20 protein-coding genes and 7 pseudogenes are annotated in these 22,386 nt (G+C 70.8%); 18 read left to right on the top strand and 9 right to left on the bottom strand.

Annotated features, from left to right (window positions below; genetic code table 11):
- Window positions 1–20: 20 nt before the first annotated feature.
- Complete coding sequence (locus GTY47_RS33425; protein WP_010043006.1) at window positions 21–1,157, bottom strand: ATP-grasp domain-containing protein; 1,137 nt, start codon at window positions 1,155–1,157, stop codon at window positions 21–23.
- A gap of 261 nt (window positions 1,158–1,418) precedes the next feature.
- Between GTY47_RS33425 and GTY47_RS33420 the strand changes: the two genes are divergently transcribed.
- Both GTY47_RS33420 and GTY47_RS33415 read left to right on the top strand, forming a co-directional pair.
- On the top strand, window positions 1,419–2,279 hold the full coding sequence (locus tag GTY47_RS33420) for a metallophosphoesterase (protein ID WP_010043004.1): 861 nt from the start codon (window positions 1,419–1,421) through the stop codon (window positions 2,277–2,279).
- Window positions 2,276–2,950, top strand: a complete 675-nt coding sequence (locus GTY47_RS33415) for a 4'-phosphopantetheinyl transferase superfamily protein (protein ID WP_010043002.1) — start codon at window positions 2,276–2,278, stop codon at window positions 2,948–2,950. Before GTY47_RS33420 ends, GTY47_RS33415 begins: the two co-directional genes overlap by 4 nt.
- 59 nt (window positions 2,951–3,009) lie before the next feature.
- Here the strand turns inward: GTY47_RS33415 and GTY47_RS33410 are convergent, their stop codons facing one another.
- The 3 genes from GTY47_RS33410 to GTY47_RS33400 all read right to left on the bottom strand — a co-directional run bounded on the left by GTY47_RS33410 (window position 3,010) and on the right by GTY47_RS33400 (window position 4,652).
- The gene (locus GTY47_RS33410; RefSeq protein WP_010043000.1) at window positions 3,010–3,252 is read right to left on the bottom strand and encodes a hypothetical protein; all 243 of its coding nucleotides are present in this window, start codon (window positions 3,250–3,252) and stop codon (window positions 3,010–3,012) included.
- 177 nt (window positions 3,253–3,429) lie between these two features.
- The gene (locus GTY47_RS33405; protein WP_010042998.1) at window positions 3,430–3,960 is read right to left on the bottom strand and encodes a hypothetical protein; all 531 of its coding nucleotides are present in this window, start codon (window positions 3,958–3,960) and stop codon (window positions 3,430–3,432) included.
- A gap of 32 nt (window positions 3,961–3,992) precedes the next feature.
- Entirely contained in the window at window positions 3,993–4,652 is a 660-nt protein-coding gene (locus GTY47_RS33400; RefSeq protein WP_010042996.1) for a helix-turn-helix transcriptional regulator, read from the bottom strand.
- 238 nt (window positions 4,653–4,890) lie between these two features.
- Between GTY47_RS33400 and GTY47_RS33395 the strand changes: the two genes are divergently transcribed.
- The 7 genes from GTY47_RS33395 (at window position 4,891) to GTY47_RS33365 (ending at window position 11,072) form a co-directional block, all read left to right on the top strand.
- Window positions 4,891–5,550 (top strand): hypothetical protein, encoded by a 660-nt coding sequence (locus GTY47_RS33395; protein WP_010042993.1) that lies wholly within the window; start codon window positions 4,891–4,893, stop codon window positions 5,548–5,550.
- A 97-nt stretch (window positions 5,551–5,647) separates the two neighbouring features.
- Entirely contained in the window at window positions 5,648–6,802 is a 1,155-nt protein-coding gene (locus GTY47_RS33390) for an FAD-binding oxidoreductase (protein WP_029181389.1), read from the top strand.
- The gene (locus GTY47_RS33385; protein WP_010042989.1) at window positions 6,799–7,098 is read left to right on the top strand and encodes a (2Fe-2S)-binding protein; all 300 of its coding nucleotides are present in this window, start codon (window positions 6,799–6,801) and stop codon (window positions 7,096–7,098) included. The genes GTY47_RS33390 and GTY47_RS33385 overlap by 4 nt, the downstream gene beginning before the upstream one ends.
- Complete coding sequence (locus GTY47_RS33380) at window positions 7,088–8,452, top strand: NAD(P)/FAD-dependent oxidoreductase (RefSeq protein WP_010042988.1); 1,365 nt, start codon at window positions 7,088–7,090, stop codon at window positions 8,450–8,452. The genes GTY47_RS33385 and GTY47_RS33380 overlap by 11 nt, the downstream gene beginning before the upstream one ends.
- Window positions 8,449–9,339 carry a dihydrodipicolinate synthase family protein gene (locus GTY47_RS33375; RefSeq protein WP_010042987.1) on the top strand — a complete coding sequence of 297 codons (891 nt, stop codon included), beginning with the start codon at window positions 8,449–8,451 and terminating at the stop codon, window positions 9,337–9,339. Before GTY47_RS33380 ends, GTY47_RS33375 begins: the two co-directional genes overlap by 4 nt.
- Before the next feature lie 5 nt (window positions 9,340–9,344).
- Window positions 9,345–10,346 (top strand): proline racemase family protein, encoded by a 1,002-nt coding sequence (locus GTY47_RS33370; protein WP_010042986.1) that lies wholly within the window; start codon window positions 9,345–9,347, stop codon window positions 10,344–10,346.
- Window positions 10,347–10,400: 54 nt separating this feature from the next.
- On the top strand, window positions 10,401–11,072 hold the full coding sequence (locus GTY47_RS33365) for a GntR family transcriptional regulator (RefSeq protein ID WP_010042985.1): 672 nt from the start codon (window positions 10,401–10,403) through the stop codon (window positions 11,070–11,072).
- Between the two features lie 113 nt (window positions 11,073–11,185).
- Here GTY47_RS33365 and GTY47_RS33360 read toward each other — a convergent pair whose 3' ends face one another.
- The 3 genes from GTY47_RS33360 to GTY47_RS33355 are packed head-to-tail and all read right to left on the bottom strand — an operon-like array spanning window position 11,186 to window position 13,367.
- Window positions 11,186–12,124 (bottom strand): PDR/VanB family oxidoreductase, encoded by a 939-nt coding sequence (locus GTY47_RS33360; protein WP_010042983.1) that lies wholly within the window; start codon window positions 12,122–12,124, stop codon window positions 11,186–11,188.
- Window positions 12,124–12,300: a hypothetical protein gene (locus GTY47_RS40505; RefSeq protein ID WP_010042980.1), complete on the bottom strand. Its 177-nt coding sequence runs from the start codon at window positions 12,298–12,300 to the stop codon at window positions 12,124–12,126. Before GTY47_RS40505 ends, GTY47_RS33360 begins: the two co-directional genes overlap by 1 nt.
- Window positions 12,297–13,367 carry an aromatic ring-hydroxylating dioxygenase subunit alpha gene (locus GTY47_RS33355; protein ID WP_029181388.1) on the bottom strand — a complete coding sequence of 357 codons (1,071 nt, stop codon included), beginning with the start codon at window positions 13,365–13,367 and terminating at the stop codon, window positions 12,297–12,299. Before GTY47_RS33355 ends, GTY47_RS40505 begins: the two co-directional genes overlap by 4 nt.
- A 160-nt stretch (window positions 13,368–13,527) precedes the next feature.
- Here GTY47_RS33355 and dmpG point away from each other — a divergent pair.
- A pseudogene (gene dmpG / locus GTY47_RS33350) lies at window positions 13,528–14,070 on the top strand (4-hydroxy-2-oxovalerate aldolase); the annotation flags it as partial.
- A 218-nt stretch (window positions 14,071–14,288) separates the two neighbouring features.
- On the opposite strand, the gene GTY47_RS33345 reads toward dmpG, so the two are convergent.
- Window positions 14,289–14,726 (bottom strand): MarR family transcriptional regulator, encoded by a 438-nt coding sequence (locus GTY47_RS33345; protein ID WP_231911100.1) that lies wholly within the window; start codon window positions 14,724–14,726, stop codon window positions 14,289–14,291.
- Window positions 14,727–14,966: 240 nt separating this feature from the next.
- Between GTY47_RS33345 and GTY47_RS41985 the strand changes: the two are divergent.
- The 5 genes and pseudogenes from GTY47_RS41985 to GTY47_RS33325 all read left to right on the top strand — a co-directional run.
- A pseudogene (locus GTY47_RS41985) lies at window positions 14,967–15,044 on the top strand (short-chain dehydrogenase); the annotation flags it as partial.
- Between the two features lie 459 nt (window positions 15,045–15,503).
- Entirely contained in the window at window positions 15,504–16,145 is a 642-nt protein-coding gene (locus GTY47_RS33340; RefSeq protein ID WP_010042969.1) for an NAD(P)H-dependent oxidoreductase, read from the top strand.
- Window positions 16,146–16,554: 409 nt separating this feature from the next.
- Window positions 16,555–16,761, top strand: coding sequence for a LysM domain-containing protein (locus tag GTY47_RS33335; protein ID WP_010042967.1), 207 nt, complete (start codon window positions 16,555–16,557; stop codon window positions 16,759–16,761).
- A gap of 523 nt (window positions 16,762–17,284) precedes the next feature.
- Window positions 17,285–18,000: pseudogene (locus tag GTY47_RS33330) on the top strand (transposase).
- Window positions 18,001–18,140: 140 nt separating this feature from the next.
- Window positions 18,141–18,725 (top strand): annotated as a pseudogene (locus GTY47_RS33325) (transposase); the annotation flags it as partial.
- 10 nt (window positions 18,726–18,735) lie between these two features.
- Here GTY47_RS33325 and GTY47_RS33320 read toward each other — a convergent pair.
- Window positions 18,736–19,110, bottom strand: a pseudogene (locus GTY47_RS33320) (transposase); the annotation flags it as partial.
- On the opposite strand from GTY47_RS33320, the pseudogene GTY47_RS33315 reads away from it, so the two are divergent.
- The 3 genes and pseudogenes from GTY47_RS33315 to GTY47_RS33305 all read left to right on the top strand — a co-directional run.
- Window positions 19,105–19,432 (top strand): annotated as a pseudogene (locus GTY47_RS33315) (transposase); the annotation flags it as partial. The pseudogenes GTY47_RS33320 and GTY47_RS33315 overlap by 6 nt on opposite strands.
- Window positions 19,433–20,270: 838 nt before the next feature.
- Window positions 20,271–21,203: an aldo/keto reductase gene (locus tag GTY47_RS33310; RefSeq protein WP_010042953.1), complete on the top strand. Its 933-nt coding sequence runs from the start codon at window positions 20,271–20,273 to the stop codon at window positions 21,201–21,203.
- 49 nt (window positions 21,204–21,252) lie between these two features.
- A pseudogene (locus GTY47_RS33305) lies at window positions 21,253–22,386 on the top strand (IS1380 family transposase); the annotation flags it as partial.

The following is a 22,386-nucleotide window of genomic DNA, read 5'->3' as shown; positions in this document are numbered from 1 at the left end:
GCGCTGGGCGGGGACAGGGGCTAGAGAGGCAGGGCCCCCACCGTGGCCTGCGGGGCCGCCGTCTCGACGGAGCCGGCCGGCACCGCGGGCAGCGGCTGCTGCTCCGTCGCCTCCGGCCGCTGCTGCGGCAGCTGCACCGGCCGCAGCGGACGCGGCCCCGACACCACCGTGTAGTCCTGGCCCAGGAACGGCGGGACCACCTCGCCCGGGTCCTCGCCGAGCGCCAGCTGGACGGCGGCCCAGGGGGCGTTGACCCCGCACAGCGACAGCTGGTGCAGGCCGCCGGCCGGGCGGGTGTTGACGTCCATCAGGACCGGCCGGTCGCCGAACATGCGGAACTGGATGTTGGACAGGTAGTGCAGACCGAAGCCCTCCGCGATCCGCCGGGCCGGGTCCAGCCACCGCTCGTGCAGCGTGAAGCCCCGGCGGCGGCCGTTCTTGGTGCGGCCGACGGCCAGCCGGACCCGGTTGTCCGGACCGGTCAGGCAGTCCACCGACACCTCGGGCTGCTCCAGGCGCGGCATCACCATCCAGTCGACGGGCTCCTCGGCCCGCCCCAGCGCCTCCAGCACCAGGTCGAGCGGCACGTACGGGCTCGGGAACCCGCTCAGGTGCATCAGCGAGAAGGGCGAGCGCGTGATCACGCGGAAGCCCACCCCGCCCGCCCCCGACGCCGGCTTGAAGCACGCCTTGTGCCCGGCGGCCTCCAAAGCCTCCACGGCGGCGACGAGTTCGTCACCCGACCGGACCCGCCACCACGGCGGCACCGGCACGCCGATCGCCTGGACCGCCTCGTAGGCGATCACCTTGTCCTGGAAGACGGCCACCGCCTCGGGCGGCGGCGCCAGCACCGCCGTACCGGCCGCCTCGAACTCGGCGCGGTGCGCCACGATCGCCGCCTGGTGCAGCCGGGGCACGAACACGTCGATGCCGCGCCGCGCGCACTGGTCGAGCGCGTACTCGACGTACCCGGCGGGGGAGAGGTTCTCGGGTTCCAGCTCGGCGGTGTCGGCGGCGGCCAGCACGGGGGAGTCGGGGTCGCCGTGCGTGGCATGGATCTCGACGGCCCGGTCGCTGGGATTTCTCCGCAGCTGATCCATGAAGAACACGTTCTCCGCGTACGTGCGGTTGAGCCAGACGCGTACGCGAGAGACCATGCAGGCCGCCTTTCACGGTTCGCGGGCAGGGCTCAGCAGCCCGTGCCCGGGCAGGATGAATGGAGGGTCACCAAACCGCCCCTGTGAAAGGGAAGTTCTTAGCGGTGGTGTTGGGGCAGATCATACGGCTTCGGCGGGCCGAGTCGTGCAACGCGCGGGTTACGGATTCCGATTCCCGGCCGTCCGGCCGCCCTTGTCCCCGGGCGCGGTGATGTGATCTCGTGGTGGCGTTCGCGGTGGGGGCGTGGAGGGGGACGAGGGGTGACGTCGACGGCCGGTGGCGCCGGACAACTGCTGGCCATCAGCGATCTGCACATCGGCTACCCGGAGAACCGCGCCCTGGTCGAAGGGATGCGGCCCGGGACGGACGACGACTGGCTGCTCGTCGCCGGGGACGTCGCGGAGACCGTGGCGGACATCCGCTGGACCCTCAAGACGCTCGCGGCCCGCTTCCGCAAGGTCGTCTGGGTGCCCGGCAACCACGAGCTGTGGACCCATCCGAGCGACGCCGTCACCCTGCGCGGCGTCGCCCGGTACGACCACCTGGTCGAGCTGTGCCGGGACCTCGGCGTGACGACACCGGAGGACCCCTACCCCGTCTGGGACGGCCCCGGCGGCCCCGTGGCCGTCGCACCGCTGTTCCTGCTGTACGACTACTCGTTCCTGCCGTCCGGGTGCGCGACCAAGGAGCAGGGCCTGGCGTACGCCCAGGGTACGGGCATCGTGTGCACCGACGAGTACCTGCTGCACCCCGACCCGTACCCGAGTCGGGAGGACTGGTGCCGGGACCGGGTCGCCGAGACCGAACGCAGACTCGCCGAACTGCCCGACGGCCTGCCCGTGATCCCCGTCAACCACTACCCGCTGCACCGGCACCCGATGGACGTCCTGTGGCACCCCGAGTTCGCCATGTGGTGCGGCACGGGACTGACCGCCGACTGGCACCGCAGATTCCCCGTCCACACGATGGTCTACGGCCATCTGCACATCCCCCGCACCACCTGGCACGAGGGCGTGCGATTCGAAGAGGTGTCCGTGGGCTACCCCCGGGAGTGGCGCAAGCGGTCCGGTGAGCCGGGGCGGCTGCGGCGCATCCTGCCGAGGGAGGGCGAGGAGCGGTGATCGGGGAACTGCTGCCCCAGACCGTCGTCACCGTGGAGGCCTACGGCAACGACGGCGCGGACACCCCGCTGTACCCCGAGGAGGCGGCGCTCGTGACCCGGGCGGTCGCCAAGCGGCGCCGGGAGTTCACCGTCGTCCGCTCCTGCGCCCGCCGGGCCATGGAGAAGCTCGGCGTGCCGCCGCAGCCGATCCTGCCCGGGGAACGCGGCGCCCCGCGCTGGCCGGCCGGGCTGGCCGGCAGCATGACCCACTGCGACGGCTACTGCGCCGCCGCCCTGGTCCGCGCCACCGACCTGGCCTCCCTGGGCATCGACGCCGAGGTCCACGGGCCGCTGCCCGAGGGGGTGCTGCCCGCCGTCTCCCTGCCGGCCGAGGCCGAGCGCCTGCGGCGGCTGGCCGCACAGCGCCCCGACGTCCACTGGGACCGGCTGCTGTTCAGCGCGAAGGAGTCCGTCTACAAGGCGTGGTTCCCGCTCACCGGCGCGTGGCTGGACTTCGCGGAGGCCGACATCGAGATCTCCGCCGACCCCGGCGAACCGCGCGGTACCTTCCGCGCCACGCTCCTCGTCCCCGGCCCACGGGTCGGCGCCCGCCGCCTGGGCCACTTCGACGGCCACTGGACCGCCGACCGCGGCCTGGTCGCGACGGCGGTCGCCGTACCGCACGACTGAGACCGGCGATCAGGCTTGCCGGGTCGCCGTGTCATCGGCCGTCGGCTCAGGGTTCCGGCTCAGGGCCCCGGCTCGGGGCACCAGCTCTGGAGCAGGCGGAAGAACGCTTCCTCGTTGCCGGTGAGGCCCGCTCGGTCGAGGGCCTCCTCCGCCTCGGCGAGGACGCCGGGCGGGACGACAGGGGGCCGGTGGGCGCCGGGCGGGCCCGTCTCCAGGTCGAAGGCGGCCCGGACGGTGTGCAGCAGCCGCAGATAGGCCTGGACGGCGGTGCGTTCACGGTCGGTCAGTACGGCGGTGGGCATCGGTCGGCTCTCCCCGTGTCGGCGTCATCGGTCCCGCGCCCTGAAGGGCGCGCACGCCCCGCACACACGGGACGCACCTCCAGCTTGCCGCCCACCACTGACAATCCGGCCCCGCCGCCCGTGGGTTCGCCCGCTCGGCGCAGGCCGGACCCCACCTCGGCCCGCGCTGCCGGCCGCTCAGCCCTGCGACCCCGGGTAGCCCAGTGACGCCTCGATCCGCCCCGCCAGATGGTCCCGCTGCACGGGCCCCCGGGACGCCGAACCCGCCAGCCAGGACCGGCACTTGCTGGCCAGCAGCAGGCCGAAGCTCTCGGCCTCCTTCTCGTCGTCGAGGTCGAAACGGGTGCGGGCGGCGACCTTCAGCACCGTCGCCTGGAGGTCGGCGCCGTCGTGGAGCAGCCGGGCCGCGACGGCGGCGCCCTCGACGTGGTGGGAGCAGTGTCCCGCCTTCATGTGCCACAGCTCGTGGCCCAGGATCACCAACTGGTGGTCGGGAGCGGTGCGTTCCTCGATCACGACGAGGTCCTGCTCGGCCATGTCGAGCCACAGCCCGCTCGCGGTCCCGGGCGGGAAGGCGGCCGTACGGAAGTGGACGGGGCGGCCCCGGCGTCTGCTCATGGCATCGCACAGCGCGGCGTACAGCGCGTCGGGCCGCGCCGGCGCGGGGAGGGTCAGCTCCGCGACCAGTTCGCCGCACAGGCGGCGCATTTCCTTACCGATGCCCACAGTTCTCCCCACGGTCACGACTCGGGCCGCTTGACGCTCTCCAGGAGCATGTCCAGCCACTCCGCCACCTTGTCGCGGTGCTGGTCGGTGGGCAGCTGCGCGGCCCGCCAGGCGATGCCGCGCACGCCGTGGTCCTGCAACAGCCGCTCCAGCGGGTCGTCGGCTGCCGCGGCCGCCTCCCGCTCGCGGTCGGCGAGCTTCTGGAGCAGCTCCTGCTCGGTGTGCTGGAGGGCGCTCACCAGTGCCTCGGGGTCCTCGGCCGTGAGGAAACCGGCGTGCACCCGGAAGAACCGCTGGAGGGCGTCGCAGTGCTCCATGGTCGGCCGCCGGTCGCCGTTGATGAGGGCGCCGGCCTGCTGCCGGGACATGCCCGCGCCGTCGGCGATCTCCTGCTGGGTGTACTTCCGGCCGTTGGGTTTGAGCCGGGTCCGGCGCAGCAGGTCCAGGCGCTGGAGGAACCGGGCCTGCACATCGGGCTCGCCCGCCGGCCGGCCGCCGAGCAGGGCCTTGACCACGGGTTCCGGGACGCCGGAGGCGACGGACAGCCGGCCGATGTCGAAGACCTCGGCGTGCGGCACGCCGAGCCGGTCGGCGAGCGCGGTGACACGGGAGACGACGGCCGCCAGCACGGCCGTCGGTGTGGCGCCCGGACCTTCGACGAAGCCACCCGTCACCGACAGATCTCCTACGTCTCTCACAGGCTTCTCACAAGTGGATGCCGTGACCTACCCCGGCGTTAACTTCCCGGAGCGTAGCCGGTGCTTCGAACTCACATCCAGGTCTCGCCACAACTGTGGCCAATTTCAGCCGTCAACCAGCACGAAATGCCACGATAGTTGACACGCCTCAGTTCCGGGCATCAGGATCGGGGCGCCGCGTCAGGGCCGCACAGGCAAGAGGGGTGACCTCCCGATGGCATATCAGGCAGGAGGGCAGCGGCCGGCACCGCGGCCCGTCCCCGAGACTTCCGATGTCCAGGCCTACCTGGAGGACTACTCCGGGCTTCTGGAGGCCGTCTCCTTCCCCTCGCTCGTCGTCGACCACTGCTGGGACGTGGTGCTGGCCAACAGTGCCTTCCGGTCACTTTTCGGTGGTGTCGGCCCGCATCCGACGGCCATGCCGGGCGACAACTTCCTCAGGTTCGTGCTGTTCCACCCCGACGCTCCCACGGTGCTCGGCGAGCACGAGGCGAGCTGGTGCCTGCCGATGCTCGCGCACTTCGCGCGGACCGTGGAGAGCCACGGCCCCGACCACGGCCTCCAGGCCATCCGCCGCGACATCGCCCAGGACCCGATCATGGAGGCCGCCTACCGGCACGGCCTGCCGCACTGGATCCGCTCGGTCGGCGAGAGCGCCGTCGAGCACGACGGCGCCGTACGGCCGCTGCTGCACCCGGATCCGCGCTGGGGCGCCACCGACTGCCGGATCGTCGTCGAGACGTCCAGGACGCTCGAGGAACTGGGCTGCACCCGGCTCACGTTCGCGCTGCGCGAGGCCCGCCGCACCCCGTCCAGGGACCGCCGGACGCGCCGTAACGCCTCCCATCTGAGGGTCGTGCGGGCGGGCGACTGAGCCCCGCCGGTTCCTCCCGGTCACCACATCACCGCAGGGCCGCGTCACCAGCGTCCGCCCCATTCCCAGCCAGGGTGATGTGTGACATAGTACTGACGTGAGCAAGCCGCTGACCTGCGATGTCGTGGTGGTCGGAGCCGGAGTTGTGGGCGCCGCCTGCGCCCTGTACACGGCCCGTGCGGGCCTGGACACCGTCGTGGTGGACCGGGGCCCGGTGGCCGGCGGTACGACCGGCGCGGGGGAGGGCAACCTCCTCGTCTCCGACAAGGAGCCCGGGCCCGAGCTCGACCTGGCCCTGCTGTCCGCCCGGCTGTGGTCCGAACTGGCCCAGGAGGGGCTGGGGAAGGCGGTCGAGTACGAGGCCAAGGGCGGGGTCGTCGTCGCCGGCACCGGCGAAGCCCTGGCCGGCCTGGAGACACTCGCCGCCGGGCAGCGCGCGGCCGGGGTCGAGGCGGTCCCGGTGCCGCCCGGCCGGCTCCCCGACCTGGAGCCGTACCTGACCCCCGGCCTCGCGGGCGGCGTGCACTACCCGCAGGACGCCCAGGTGATGCCCGCCCTGGCGGCGGCGCACCTGCTGCGCGCCTCGAACGCCCGGCTGCTCACCGGCCGTGAGATGACCGGGGTACTGCGGGGCCCCGACGGCGCGGTGCGCGGGGTGCGTACCGACCGGGGCGACGTCCACGCCCCGGCGGTCGTCAACGCGTCCGGCACCTGGGGCGGCGAGGTGGCGGCCCGCGCCGGGGTGTCGCTGCCGGTGCTGCCCCGGCGCGGTTTCGTCCTGGTCACCGAGCCGCTGCCGACCCGGATCCGGCACAAGGTGTACGCCGCCGACTACGTGGCCGACGTCGCCAGCGACTCGGCGGACCTCCAGACCTCCCCGGTGGTCGAGGGCACACCCGCCGGGCCGGTCCTCATCGGCGCCAGCCGCGAACGGGTCGGCTTCGACCGGTCGTTGTCGCTCCCGGCGCTGCGGGCGCTGGCGGCGGGCGCGACGCGGCTCTTCCCGTTCCTCGCCGGAGTCCGGGCCATGCGGACGTACGCGGGCTTCCGCCCGTATCTGCCGGACCATCTGCCCGCGATCGGCCCCGACCCCCGGGCGCCCGGACTCCTGCACGCCTGCGGGCACGAGGGCGCTGGCATCGGTCTCGCCACCGGCACCGGACACCTGATCGCCCAGGCGCTGACGGGACGGACACCCGACCTGGACCTCGTCCCGTTCCGCCCCGACCGCTTTCCCGAGGAGGCGGAGTGAATCCACTGGAGCTGGCGGCGGCCGGACCCGGCCCCGCCTTCACGGTCACGTTCGACGGGCGGCCGGTCGAGGCGCTGCCGGGCCGGACGGTCGCCGCCGTGCTGTGGGCGGCGGGCGTCACCTCCTGGCGCACCACCCGGGGCGAGGGCCGTCCGCGCGGGGTGTTCTGCGGGATCGGCGTCTGCTTCGACTGCCTGGTGACCGTCAACGGCCGCCCCAACCAACGGGCTTGCCTGCTCCCGGTGCGGCCGGGTGACGTGATCGCCACGCAGGAGGCGACAGGCCATGCGGACTGAACTCGCCGTGATCGGTGCCGGACCGGCCGGGCTGGCCGCGTCGCTTGCGGCTGCCGCGCGCGGCACGCGGGTCGCGCTCGTCGACGCGGCGACGGAGACCGGCGGGCAGTTCTACCGGCAGCCCGCCGCCGGGCTCGGAGCCGGGCGCCCCGAGGCGCTGCACCACCAGTGGCGAACCTGGGAGCGACTGCGGGACGGCCTCGCCGCCAGCTCCGTACGGGTACTGACGGACCATCACGTGTGGTGCGTCGAACGGAAGTCTGGCGGCTTCACCGTGCACGCGCTGCTCGGCCCGGAGCAGGAGGAACCGGCCGAAGTGCACGCCCGTGCCGTGCTCCTGGCCACCGGCGGATACGAACACGTGCTGCCCTTCCCCGGCTGGACGCTCCCGGGCGTCGTCACCGCCGGGGGCGCCCAGGCCATGCTCAAGGGCGGACTCGTGGTGCCGGGGCGCAGAGCCGTCGTGGCCGGGACCGGACCGCTGCTGCTGCCCGTGGCGACCGGGCTCGCCGCAGCCGGCGTCGAGGTCGCCGCGCTCGTCGAGTCGACCGGCCCCGGGCGCCTGGCCCGCCACGGCCGGGCCCTGGCCGGCAAGCTCCCGGAGGGCGCCGGATACGCTGCCCGGCTGCTGCGCCACCGCGTGCCGGTGCTGACCCGCCACACCGTCGTCCGCGCCCACGGCGACGACCGGCTGACCGGCGTCACGGTCGCCGCCCTCGACACCGACGGACGCGTCCGGCCCGGCACGGAGCGGCAACTGCCCTGCGACACCCTGGCCGTCGGCCACGGCATGCTCCCGCACACCGACCTGGCGGTGGGCCTCGGCTGCGGCCTGGACGGGCTCGCCGTGGCCGTCGACACCGAGCAGCGCACGGACGTGCCCGGCGTGTGGGCGGCCGGGGAGTCCACCGGTATCGGCGGCGCGGCCCTCGCCCTCGCCGAGGGGCACATCGCCGGGTGCGCCGCCGCCGCGTCCCTGCGCGGCACCACCCCCGACCCGGCACCCGCCGCCCTCAAGGCCCGTACGAAGCTCAGGAGTTCCGCAGCCGCCCTGCATGCCGCCTACGCGCCGCCCGCGCACTGGCCCGAGCAGGCCACCGACGACACCGTGGTCTGCCGCTGCGAGGAGGTCACCGCCGGTGCCGTGCGCGACGCCCTGGACCTCGGAGCGGGCGACGAGCGCACCGTGAAACTGCTGACCCGGGCCGGAATGGGCTGGTGCCAGGGCCGGGTGTGCGCAGCCGCCGTCGCGGGCCTCGCCGGCTGCCCGCCCGTCCCGCCCCGAAGGCCGTTCGCCCGTCCCGTACCGCTCGGCGTCCTCGCACGGCAACACACCCAGGAGGAACTGTCATGACCGACCCCCGCCCCTGGCACGGCGTCCTCGTCGCCACCGCGCTCCCGCTGAACGACGACCTCTCCGTGGACTACGACAAGTACGCCGAGCACTGCGCCTGGCTGGTCGACAACGGCTGTGACGGCGTCGTGCCGAACGGCTCCCTCGGCGAGTACCAGGTGCTCACCCCCGAGGAGCGCGCCCGGGTCGTCGAGACGGCCGTCGCCGCGATCGGCGGGCAGCGCGTCATGCCCGGCGTCGCCGCGTACGGGTCCGCCGAGTCCCGGCGCTGGGCCGAGCAGGCGGGCGAGGCCGGGTGCCGGGCGGTGATGCTGCTGCCGCCGAACGCCTACCGCGCCGACGAGCGCTCCGTCCTCGCCCACTACGCCGAGGTCGCGAAGGCGGGCCTGCCGGTCGTCGCGTACAACAACCCCGTCGACACCAAGGTCGACCTCGTGCCGGAGCTGCTCGCCCGGCTGCACGGGGAGGGGTACATCCGGGGAGTGAAGGAGTTCTCCGGAGACGTCCGCCGGGCCTACCGCATCGCCGAACTCGCCCCCGAACTCGACCTGCTGATCGGCGCCGACGACGTCCTGCTGGAGCTGGCCGTCGCGGGCGCGAAGGGCTGGGTGGCGGGCTACCCGAACGCGCTGCCCCAGGCGTCCGTCGAGCTGTACCACGCGGCCGTCGACGGCGACCTCGACACCGCGCGGTCCCTGTACCGGCAGCTGCATCCGCTGCTGCGGTGGGACTCGCGGGTGGAGTTCGTCCAGGCCATCAAACTGTCCATGGACCTCGTCGGCCGCCACGGCGGACCCTGCCGCCCGCCGCGCATGCCGCTGCTGCCCGGGCAGGAGGCCGCCGTCCGGGCCGCCACCGAGAAGGCCGTAGCGGCCGGATTGTCGTAGGGATCATGCGCAGCAGACTCGTCCTGCACGCCGTCGACTCGCACACCGAGGGCATGCCGACCCGCGTGATCACCGGCGGCATCGGCACCATCCCCGGCGCCACCATGAACGAGCGGCGACTGTATTTCCGCGAACACCGCGACGACATCAAGCAGTTGCTGATGAACGAGCCGCGCGGGCACTCCGCCATGAGCGGCGCCATCCTCCAGCCGCCGACCCGGCCCGACTGCGACTGGGGCGTCGTCTACATCGAGGTCTCCGGCTATCTGCCGATGTGCGGGCACGGCACGATCGGCGTGGCGACCGTGCTCGTCGAGACCGGCATGGTCGAGGTCACCGAACCGGTCACCACCATCCGGCTCGACACCCCGGCGGGCCCGGTCGTCGCCGAGGTGGCCGTGGCGAACGGCGCAGCCAAGGGGGTCACCCTGCGGAACGTGCCCTCCTTCGCCGTCGGCCTCGACCGCAAGGCCACCCTCCCCGACGGCCGGACGGTGACGTACGACCTCGCCTTCGGCGGCAACTTCTACGCCATCCTGCCGCTGGAGCGTCTCGGCCTGCCCTTCGACAGGTCCCGCAAGGACGACATCCTCCGGGCCGGCCTGTCCCTCATGGCCGCCGTCAACGCCGAGGACCCGCCCGTCCACCCGGAGGACCCGTCCATCCACGGCATCCACCACGTCTACCTGGCCGCCCCCGGCTCGACCGCCCGCCACTCCCGGCACGCCATGGCCATCCACCCCGGCTGGTTCGACCGCTCGCCCTGCGGCACGGGCACCAGTGCCCGCATGGCACAGTTGCACGCACGCGGCGAACTCCCGCTGCACACCGAGTTCGTGAACGAGTCCTTCATCGGCACCCGGTTCACCGGCAGACTGCTCGGCACCACCGAGGTGGCGGGCCGCCCGGCGGTGCTGCCGAGCTTCTCCGGACGCGCCTGGATCACCGGCACCGCCCAGTACCTGCTGGACCCCGAGGACCCGTTCCCGGCGGGGTTCGTCCTGTAAGCCGCGCACGATTGAGCCGCGCACGATCCGACCGTGAGAGGAACCACGACCGTCATGGCCTCGCAGCACACCCCCGCCCTGCCCGTGCTGGGCAGCAGGAAGCCCAGCCACCGGGAGCGGGTCGCGGACGCGCTGCGGGCGGCCCTGATCGCCGGCGAGCTGCTCCCCGGAGAGGTCTACTCGGCCCCCGGCCTCGCCGCCCGCTTCGGCGTCTCCGCCACCCCCGTGCGCGAGGCCATGCTCGACCTCGCCAAGGAAGGCCTCGTCGACACCGTGCCCAACAAGGGCTTCCGGGTCACGGCCGTCTCCGAGAAGCAACTGGACGAGTACACCCACATCCGGGCGCTGATCGAGATCCCCACGACGGCGGGCCTCGCGGCCACGGCCGACCCGGTGGCACTGGAGGCGCTCCGGCCCGTCGCCCAGGAGATAGTCACCTCCGCCGCGGCCGGTGACCTCATCGCCTACGTCGAGGCCGACCTGCGCTTCCACCTCGGCCTGCTGGCCCTCGCGGGCAACGACCATCTCGTCGACGTCGTACGGGACCTCAGACGCCGTTCCCGGCTCTACGGACTGACCGCGCTCGTCGAGCAGGGACGGCTGGAGGCGTCGGCGGAGGAGCACCTGGAGATCCTGGACGCGCTGCTCGCCCGGGACGAGGAAGCCGTACGGGCGGTGATGACCCGGCACCTCTCGCACGTCCGGGGCCTGTGGGCGGCACCCTGACCTGTTCCTCGACACGGGTTGTACGCGCCGGATGCGAACAGCGGCCGTCCCGACCGCCCGCGCCCGCCCGCCGTCCCGGTGCGGGACCGGGACGGCGAGGGGCGGCGGCCCGGTCACAGGTCCAGCACGAGCCGCCCGCCACGGCAGCGGGACACACAGATGAGCATGGTCTCGCCCGCCGCGCGCTCGTCGTCGGTGAGCACCGAGTCGCGGTGGTCAGGCTCGCCCTCCAGCACGTCGGTCTCGCAGGTGCCGCAGGTGCCCTCGGTGCAGGAGTAGAGCACCTCGACCCCGGCGGCGCGCACGGCGTCCAGTACCGACACGTCCGGCGCGACCGTGAGTGTCCTGCCGCTCCGCGCCAGCCGCACCTCGAACTCGGTGTCGCCGCCCGTCTCCTGCTCCTTCGGCCGGAACCGCTCGACGCGCAGCACTCCGGACGGGCAGCGCTCCTCGACCGCGTCCAGCAGCGGGCCGGGGCCGCAGCAGTAGACGAGCGTGCCCTCGGGTACGTCGTCCAGCACCGCGGGCAGGTCCAGCAGCCCCGTCTCGTCCTCGGGCGCGATGGTCACCCGGTCCCCGTACCGCCGGGCGAGTTCCTCGCCGAACGCCATCGACCGGCGGGTGCGCCCGCCGTACAGCAGCGTCCACTCGGCGCCCGCCGCCTCGGCAGCCGCCAGCATCGGCAGGATCGGGGTGATGCCGATGCCGCCCGCGACGAAGCGGTAGCGGGGGGCGGGCTCCAGGCCGAAGTTGTTCCGGGGCCCGCGCACCCGGACCTTGTCGCCCTGCCCCACCTGCTCGTGCACATGGGCCGAACCACCCCGGCCGTCCGGCTCGCGCAGCACCGCGATCCGCCAGGCCGACCGGTCCGCCGGATCGCCGCACAGCGAGTACTGCCGCTCCAGCCCGGGGCCGAGCACGACGTCGATGTGGGCGCCCGGCTCCCACGCCGGGAGCGGCTCGCCCAACGGGTGGCGCAGGGTCAGGGCGACCACGCCGTCGGCGACGAACTCACGCCGCGGGACGACGAGTTCGGCTTCGTACACGCTCATCAGCTGTTCCCTCGCGGCTCGTCGACGTCATGCCCCTGCGGGTGGGCGAGCATCCACTCCCACATCTCCACGGGGTCCTGCGCGGTGTGCTCACGGCCGCAGTGGCAGGTGCCGTGCAGGATGTCGGTGCCCGGCAGCCAGTCGATGCGGTAGATCTCGCCGGTCGGACTGGTCACTGGACCTTCTCCACGGGCTTCTCGCCCTGCTCCACCAGCCGGGCGAGGATACGGCGGGCGGCCAGACCACCGGTGTCGATGTTGATGCTCAGCTCCTGGTAACCGGTGCGCTCGGTGCCGAGGGTCTTCTGGAGCAGGTTGAGCGCGGTGACGTCCTGCATCACGACCGTGTGGTTGTTGCCGCGCAGGAACTCGGTGACCTCGGCGTCGTCCGTCGCCCAGTCGCGGGAGACGGCCCAGAAGTCGTACACCTTGCCGTCGCCGGACGGGGTGATCGCGTACGTGATCTCGGTGTGGAAGCCGTTCGGGTCGCTGCCGTCCGGCTCGGGCAGCACACCGACCGGGGCGATGCGGCTGTGCAGCAGATACAGGCACGGCGCGTGGTACTCGATGTCCTGCCAGCGGGTGATCCGCCCCTCGATGCCGGTGGACCTGGCGTAGAAGGGAGGGCACTCGGCGTCGTCCATGTGCCGGCTCACCCGGACGATCCCGGCGCCCTCGTCGACCTCCGTCGTGATCGGCGTCTCGGCGACCTCGGGCGTGCCGATGTACCCGCCGTGCAGATACGTCTCGTGGGACAGGTCAAGGAGGTTGTCGACGAGCAGGCCGTAGTCGCAGTCGATGGGCTCCATGCCGCGCACGGTGACCCAGCCGGGGGAGTCGAGGTGCCTGGCCCGCGGGATGCTCTGCGGGTCGGCGAGCGCGGGGTCACCGATCCACACCCAGATCAGCGAATCCTGCTCGACGACCGGGTAGGAGGCGACCCGGGCCGTTCGCGGCACCCGCTTCTGCCCCGGTACGTACACGCAGGTACCGGTCGTGTCGTACGTGAACCCGTGGTACCCGCAGACGATCCGGTCGCCGTCGAGGCGCGTCGGGGCCTCGGACAGCGGGTACCGGCGGTGCACACACCGGTCGTGCAGCACGACCGGTGTGCCCTCCTCCTCGGTCCGGTAGAGCACGAGCGTCTCACCGAGGATCGTCCGTCCGAGCAACTCCCGCCCGACCTCGTGACTATAGGCGGCGACGTACCACTGGTTCCTGGCGAAGGCGGTCATGTGAGGCATGGGGTTCCCGTCCCTGTCGGCGGGGCTTCGTCGCCCCGCGTGCCGTGGTTGGGAACAGAGTCCTGACGGCTGTGGCTGCCGCGCAAGGCGGCTTCTGTCAGGCGGAAGTGTCTCTGCGGAAGAGCAGGTCAGACCTTGTCATGCGTCTTGCTCACCACTCCAGGCGCGGCTCATGGAGTCGTACGGCACTCACTGCGTCTACGTCACCGACTCCGGCGGCCGGCTCACCATGGACGGTGTCCGCGACCGCTTCCGCGCCTACCGTGACGTCGTGGACCCGGCCACGGAGTTGGGCATCCACGCCCATCACAACCTCGCCCTGGGCATGGCGAACACCGTCGTCGCCGTCGAGAGCGGCGCTGTCCGCGTCGACGCCTCGCTCGCCGGGCAGGGGGCAGGCGCGGGCAACTGCCCCTCGAGGCTTTCATCGCGGTCGCCGACCTGATGGGACTTCGAGCACGGATGCGATCTGTTCCCGCTGATGGGCGCCGCCGACAATCTCGTACGTCCGCTGCAGGACCGCGAGGTACAAGTGGACCGCGAGACGCTCACCCTCGGCTACGCGGGCGTGTACTCCAGCTTCCTGCGCCCATCCGAGACCGCCGCCGCGCGCTACGGCCTGGACACCCGCAGCATCCTCGTGGAGGCCGGCAGACGGCGCATGGTCGGCGGCCCTGAGGACATGATCACCGACATCGCGTTGGGTTGGATCTGGCCGCGCGGGCGGAAACCGCTCCTGCATGCACAGGGAGGGAGACCGGTCGGCGCGGGAGAAGGCCCGCCGGACGCCGACGCTGGAAGCGTGAGTGCCACCGCCACCTGGACGGGCATGATCGCCATTCGGAATGGTCTCGATTCCCGTCCAGCACCGCCGCTTCTGTGCTACCTGGCAGTTGTCTCCAGAGAGGAACAGCACGCACCTCAGTCTTTGACAGTGCCCCGCTGAGCGGTGAGCGCAACCCGGGTCAGGAGGTCTCGAAACTGGGCCTGCTGTTCTCCGGTCAACTCCACAAGCAGCCGTGCCTCAGCGGCCGCGACATCAGTTCGCATGCGCTGCAGTTGCGATCGGCCTTCGTCCGTAAGGATCACGTGGCGAGCCCGCCGGTCCTGCGGATTCGGGCGTCGCGACAGCAGGCCCTGCCCCTCCAGGTCGTCGAGAAGGTAGGTCATCACCGTTCGGTCGAGACCGACCTGGCCGGCCAGTTCGAGCTGCGTGGGGGGTTTGCCCTCGGCCTCGGCCAGTGCCATGAGTACCAAGTAGGCGCGTGATCCTCCGGGCAGCGTCTCTGAGGCGTCGGCTGCAGCGCGCCGAAGCGCCCCCGAGATCATGCGAATGGCCCAAACCAGGTCGTTGTCCAAGGTAAGACACTTGGCGCTTTCGCTCGCTCGGCCGCGGGGTTCAGAGGAGGACATCAGATCACCGTAGCACCTTTCAGCATGGCGACAGATAATCTTGTTAGCAGAACATCTTGCCGCCATAGTTTTCTGGGGGCGGGGGCGCTCCGGCCCCGCGATGACGCAGCGGGTGGCAGGTCGCGGCCCGGTCATGGCAAGGAGACGTGTCATGACCGTCAGTAACGAGTTGGCGGACGAAACGCCCTGGTCACGAGGGCAACATCGTGGATCGGGCGGGCGATCGCCGAGGCACTGGCCCGACGAGGAGCGTCCGTCGTCCTGCGCGGCAGAGCGGCCTTGGTGCCCGAAATGGTGCGCCGACGGAGCGGATCGATCGTCCTGATCGGGTCGGGCACTGCCTGAACCCCAGCTGCGGTCGGTGCGGCTTAGGGCGCCTCGAAGGCCGACCCGGAGCGCTCGCCCGCTATTGGGCGTCCGAGTCCGGTCCGTCGGGTGTGCGGGTCGGCGCCGTCTCCCCGGGAGCCGTCCACATCGAGGGAACGGCGGCGATGCTCGGCGGGCACACGGCCGTGCCCGATGGGGCAAAACGCGCGAGGGCGCTGGGGATCCGAACGAAATCGCCGATGTCGTCTGCTTCCTGCTCGCCAGCCGAGATCCGACTGGGTTCCTCGCGAACCTCGCGTCACGCCGGCTTGTTAGTCAGATCACTTTTCTTGTAGGCAGATGTTCTGCCAGACATACTATCTGCATCACAGCAGAACTACGTTGGAGGAATGCCCCGTGAACCTGTTCCGTCTCGACGCGAGCATCCGTACCGAAGGGTCGGTGAGCCGCGCCCTCGCCGACACCGCCGAGCAGGCGTGGCTCGCCGAGCACCCCGGCGGCGTCGTGACCCGGCGCGACCTCGGGGTCCAGCCACTGCCCGGGGACGCATGGACGGCGCTCGCCCACGAAGTCGTGAACCCGGCCGCGCCGGCCCCGGCCGAGGCGCACGAGCTCCTCGACCGTCTCGGCGCGGAACTGCTCGCCGCCGACGCGTTCCTGTTCGCGGTGCCGATGTACAACTGGAATGTCCCGGAACAGGTCAAGACCTGGATCGACCTGATCCTGAAGCACCCCGTGGTGGGGGTGCACGGTGACTGGCCGCTCAAGGGCAAGCCGGCGCTCCTGACGCTGAGCCGGGGCGGCGGCTACGGGCCCGGCACCCCGAAGGAGGGCTGGGACCACGCCACGCCCTACCTGCGCACGATCCTGGCCGACGTCTTCGGCCTCGACCTGCAGATCGCCGAGGCGGAGCTGACCCACGCGTTCTGGAACCCGGAGATGGCGCACCTTCGAGGACTGGCCGAAGAGTCGATGAAGACGGGGCATGAGCAGGCCGCCGAGCACGGGCTGCGGATCGCCAAGCTGAGCAGGACCTGACCGCCCCGGGGTCTGTCTCGTAGATGACCGCGAGCTGCGCGCGCCCGCGCGGCGCCACCGCTTGGGGGGACCCTCTGTGCGGCCTCGCCGCACAGAGGGTCCCCTGGCGAGCGTTTCGTCCGCCGCCTTGCGTGCGTCACGCGGACGGCCGCTCGCCACCGCACTGTCGCTGGGACGAGATCCGATCGCCTCTGCAACCCGTCCTAGCGGGTCACAGCCTCATCGCCCCCACACAAGCGCATGTCAAAAAGGTGCACTAGCTGTACCGGGCACCGCAACGGCCCTTCCGCCAGGCGGACTTCCGCCAAGCGGAAGCCGCCTTCGGCAGAAGCGGTTTCCGGATCAAAAAGTGAAATCGAAACGGAATTCCGCACTTTGTTCTCGGGGAGGATTGTCTTAGGCTGGATGCATGGAAAAGACAAAAACGCAGTTCTACGTAGTGAAACGCGGTGACAATCTCACCAAGATCGCGCGGATGCACCACGTGAGTCTGGATCAGATTCTGGAGTGGAACCCGCAGATCGAGGATCCGGACCTCATCCACCCCGGCGATCGGATTCGTGTGGCCCCGCCCCGTGAAGCGGGCGGAGAGGACGGTGAGTACCAGAGCGAATGACCGGAACCGAAAGCTGGTCGGCCCGTACGCAAGCCGAATGACAGGCCTGCGTAACGGGCCGCCGCGCATGGTGCGCGCGTGCGAAAACGCGGGTTGCCCATCTCGAAAGGCAACTCGAGTACGAAAGCGTCAGTCCCCGCCCGGAAGAGCGCACGACACTCGTCGAAGCAATGCGGCGGCATCTCGAAAGGGCCCGCACTGCCGCCGACGAGGAATCCGGCTGGCGCAGTCCGTGGTCGGGCTCGACCGCCCGCGAGGGCGTCTGGTCGAATGTCCGCAGCGCGGAGGTGATGCTGCTTCGGCCGGAAACGGCGGTGCGGCTGGTCAGGGCGGTCATGCCGGCGAGTTCGGCCTCCAGTCAGGCCAGGGCCTGGTACCGGTCGTTGAAGCGAGTGGATTCTGCGCGCGTGCCCCGGTCCGGGTCGGCGGCGGCGTGCTCGGCGGCTTAGAGCTCGTAACACGATCTTGTGAATGTGTGCTGGTGGGGCGTGACCGGTTACGACAACTCCGCCGTTCGTGAGGTGTGGGGAGTCGGCCGTGGATCGTGGAGGATGAACTGTGGGCGTTGATCGAGCCGTTGCTGACGCCCTGGCCGCAGAAGGCGCCCGGCCCGAAGCCGGTGGATGACCGGCGGTGCCTGCAGGGCATCCTGTACGTGCTCTACAACGACATCAGCTGGCAACTACTGCCGCTGGAGCTCGGGTTCGGCTCGGGACAGACCTGCTGGCGTCGGCTGGGCCGGTGGCACGAGGCCGGCGTCTTCGAGACGCTGCACCGCATCCTGCTCGCCGAACTCCATGCGGCCGACGCCCTGGACTGGACCCGGGCCTGCGTGGATGCCTCCCACATCCGCGCGAAAAAAGGGGGGCGAGGCAACCGGCCCGTCGCCGGTCGACCGCGACCCTGGCCCTGGTCGACGGCATCCCGTCCGTCGCCGGGAAGCTGGGCCGTCCGCGCAGGCGCCCCGACGCGCTTCTGGGCGACAAGCGCTACGACAGCAACCCCAACCGGCGTGAGCTGCGCCGGCGCCGCATTCTCCCGGTGATCTCCCGCAAGGGCGCCCCGAACATCAGGGACCTGGGCAAGCTCCGCTACGTCGTCGAGCCAACCTTCTCGCTCCTGCAGCACTTCAAACGCCTGGCCGTTCGCGGGGAAAGACGCCTCGACCTGCACGACGCCTTCGTCTCCCTGGCCTGCAGTCTCATCTGCTGGAGACGCCTCAAGAAAGCCCGCCCATGATCATGTCACGAGCTCTAACCTCGCGCTTTCATGAAGCGGGCTGTCCGGCAGGCGGTCGGGAAAGCAGAAATTGCCTCTGACCAGCAAGAATGAGGATCGTCGAGGTCCTTGTTCCTGCCAACGCCAAAGGCGCTTCCCCGGTGAAGCACTCTATCGGGTCCTATCCCGCCTCCGCGTCCAGGACGACGGCCGCCATGTCGTCTCCCAGGCAGGAGCGGTCCTGCTCGTCGCAACGGTCCGCAAGACCTGTCTTGACCAGGCCATATCCCAGGCTCTGACTCCGTGGCGCAAACCGCGGGCTGTCCACCATCCCGGCAAGGCCCTCCTGGACGTGGCCCTGGCGGTCGCACCGGGCGGGGACTGCCTCGCGATTCGCGATGCTGCGGTGTGAGCCGGCCGTCTTCGGCCCGGTCGCCTCCGACCCGACCATCTCCCGCTGACCGACACCCTCGCCGCCTCCGGCGAGAAAGCCCTGCAGGCCATCCGCTCCGCACGCTCCGAAGGCCGAAACCGTGCCTGGTCGTCGGCCGGCCAGAACGCCCCGGACGCAGACGGCCAGGTCATCGTCGATCTCGACGGTGTCCTCGTGATCGCGCATTCCGACAAGGAGGACGCGGCCGCGACTTGGAAGAAGACCTACGGCGGTGGTGACGTGGCCGGCTGCCGTGTTGGAGCCCGCGTTCCCCGGCCACGGACCGGGCGGAACCGGCGAGCCCGTGAGCTCGAGCTCGGCGATCGGCCGGTGGGGGTGCTGGTCGGGAAGCAGGTGATCCGCATGCCGTGCGCGTCCGTGATCCGCAACTGGGCGCCAGGATGGGGCCGTTCTTTGCGGATGATCAGTCGCATGCCCTTGGGCCAGCCGTCCAGGAGTTTGCCGGTGAGCTCGGCGACCCAGGCCCCGTCACGGGCCTCACCGTTGGTCTCGACGGCCGGGGTCCAGGCTGAGGCGGGGATCTTCAGCACGTGTTCGTGGATCGCTTCGGTGATCTCCATGCCGACCGAGTAGGACAGCCATCGGCCTCGCGTGGCAAGCCAGGACGCGAAGTCGTGGGTGCCGCCCGCGGAGTCGGTTCGGATCAGGGTCTACCGCCCTCGCCGGTAGTGCTTCGGGCCCGGGCCCAGGACCGGATCCGGGCCGCCCGGTCCACTGGCCTGCGCAACCTGCCCCTGCACCGCACCGCCCAGAACCGAATCTGGCTGGAGATCGTGCAGATCGCTCTCGACCTGCTGGCCTGGATGCCGATGCTCGCCCTGGACCGGCACGGCCAGGCTCTGGGAGCCCCGCCGACTACGGCTCCGCCTGTTCTCCGCGGCCGCTCCGCTCGTCGCCACCGGTCGCCGCAGGATTCTTCGCCTCACCCAGCACTGGCCCTGGACCGGCGAGATCACCGTCGCCCTCGAACGGCTCGCGCTCCTGCCCAGCCCCGGCTGACCAGCAATTCTCCACCGTCCCGACGACAGCACCACCCGATCCCGGGCAGTGGAACCCGGCGCCCCCCGACGCGACAGCCGGGCCGCCGGCCTGCCCACCACCAGCTCCGGAAAGCGAAAGGGCCCACCGACTCCGTCGGCGGACCCTCACGAAAGATCGAGGTTAGGGAGGCACTCTCGATGAGGGCGAATGCGACATGTCGTCTTCCGCGAACCTCGGCCTGCCCTGGAGGGGGAGCAGAGCGCAGGGGGCGGCCGCTACGGCAGTCGCGCACTCAGCGATCGCAGGCACGCACACCGTCTGGCGCAAATCTATTCAGATCCCACAGTTCTCAATATCAGAACCAACAACTGTTGGATTTCCAGATCGGCCATTTCTAGAGTGAGCACGCGACGTCGCACAGCACCGCGAAATCGCCAAGGCGTCCGAGAGGAGGAAGCTCATGCAGCATCGCATCCTCGGCGACCGGAACGTCTCCGCGATCGGCCCGCCCACCGGCTCGGCGTCGACGCGATCGGCCTGGTGAAGTACGGAAGTTGCTCGAGGAGGCGCACAGATCGACGCAACCCCCGCATTGCGCGGCGGGATCGCGAACGCGAAGGGGCACGCAGAACGCCACAGCGCGATCCACCAGGCCGCCAACGAGACAGGCACCAACCGTCCACCGAATCACGCACACCTGGGAACTCGGTGCTCGCGCCCGCCGTCATCCCGATCCCCAGGGCCTCGCGCTCCGAAAGCATCCGCGACTTCGCAGCCGCGGCCGATCTCGAGCTCATAGCCGACCAGTTCGCACTTCCTTCGGTCTGAAACGTTCAAGTCACAGCGAAAGAGTCACATGAAGACCTTCATCCTGCCCGGCACCGACATGGTGGTCCCCAACGTCGTCCTTGGGCTGATGCGCATCCAGAACATGACCGACGAGGCGGTGCGCAGGCTCGTGAACACTGCACGCGACACCGGCATCACGTTCCTCGATCACGCCGACATATACGGCTCGGACGACCACGGTTGCGAGCGTCGGTTCGCTGAAGCCATGAAACTCAGCCCGTCGGAGCGTGAGCAGTTCGTCATTCAGTCGAAGGTCGGAATCGTCAGGAACGCGTCATACTTCGACTTCTCTCATCACCACATCATCGAGTCCGTGAACGGTTCACTCCGGGCACTGGGAACGGACTATCTCGACATCCTGCTGCTGCACCGTCCCGACGCTCTCGTCGAGCCGGAGGAGGTGGCCGGTGCCTTCGACGAGCTGTCGGCGGCAGGCAAAGTCCGTGCCTTCGGCGTCTCCAACCACACCCCCCGACAACTCGACCTGCTGCGCAAACACGTGACGCAACCAATCGTGGCGAACCAGCTGCAGCTGTCGATCACTCACGCCCCGATGATCGCGCAGGGCGTCGCCGCGAATATGCAGGACCTCGATCAGTCGGTCGTACGTGATGACGGAATCGTCGACTACTGCCGCCTGCACGACATCACCATTCAGGCGTGGTCGCCTTTCCAGGCCGGATTCTTCGACGGCCCGTTCCTCGGTTCCGACCGCTTCCCCGAGTTGAACGCCGTAATCGACCGGCTGAGCGACAAATATGGCGTGCCGGCCGAGGCGATCGCGGTCGCCTGGATCACGCGCCATCCCGCGCAGATGCAGGTCGTGCTCGGCACGACCACGCCAGAACGTGTCACGGCCGCCGCGCTCGGTTCCGACATCCCACTCACCCGATCCGAATGGTATGAACTGTTCCGTGCCGCCGGATACAAAGTGCCCTAACCTCGCGTTTTCACGCGGTGAGCTGTCCAAGAAAAAGAGCACTTTCCAGGTGAGAGAGCCTATCTCGTCGTACCCGCGTGTCCGTGTCCAGGGAGACGCTCGGCGGGTGGCCTCGCAGGCCGGTGCGGTCCTGCTACTGGAGACGGTCCGCAAGGTCGGCCTTGACCAGGCGATATACACAGCCCTGGCGTCCTGGCGCAAGCCGCGGGCCGTCCACGATCCTGGGAAGATCCTTCTGGACCTTGCTCTGGCGGTCGCACTGGGCGGGGACTGCCTCGCGGATGTCGCGATGCTGAGGTGTGAGCCGGCTGTCTTCGGGCCGGTCGCTTCCGACCCGACGGTCTCCCGCCTGATCGACACCCTCGATGGACGGGTCACGGTCGACATCGACGGCGTCCTCGTGATCGCGCACTCCGACAAGGAGGATGCGGCCGCGACCTGGAAGAAGACCTACGGCCATCACCCCCTGACGGCCTTCGTCGACCACGGCCCGGGCGGAACCGGAGAGCCGGTCGCTGCTCTCCTCAGACCGGGTAGCGCGGGCTCGAACACGGCCGCCGACCACGTCACCACCGCCCAACGGGCCCTGGCTCAACTGCCGAAGAAGTGCCGGCGAGGACGGCGGACGCTGATCCGCACGGACTCCGCCGGCGGCACCCACGACTTCGTGTCCTGGCTCGCGAAGCAAGGCCGATGGCTGTCCTGCTCGGTCGGCATGGTGATCACCTAGGCGATCCACCAGCACGTGCTGAAGATCCCCGGCCCGGCGTGGACGCCGGCCGTCGAGGCCGACGGCCAGGTCCGCGACGGAGCCTGGGTCGCCGAGCTCACGGGCAAGCTGCTGGACGGCTGGCCCAGCGGCATGCGGCTGATCGTCCGCAAGGAACGACCCCACCCCGGCGCCCAGTTGAGAATCACGGACGCGGACGGCAGGCGGATCACCTGCTTCGCTACCGATACGACCGGTCGGCCGATCGCCGAGCTCGAGCTCCGTCACCGTCTGCGGGCCCGAGCGGAGGACCGGATCCGGGCCGCCCGGTCCACTGGCCTGCGCAACCTGCCCCTCCACCACACCGCGCAGAACAAGGTCTGGCTGGAGATTGTCCAGATCGCACTCGACCTGCTGGCCTGGATGCCCATGCTCGCTCCGACCGGCAAAGCCCGACTCTGGGAACCCCGGATC

The sequence above is a fragment of the Streptomyces sp. SID5464 genome (assembly GCF_009862985.1).
GTDB classification, from domain to species: Bacteria; Actinomycetota; Actinomycetes; order Streptomycetales; family Streptomycetaceae; genus Streptomyces; species Streptomyces chartreusis_D.
Note: the sequence above shows the minus strand (reverse complement) of the source record. Positions and strands in the feature narration are given on the sequence as shown.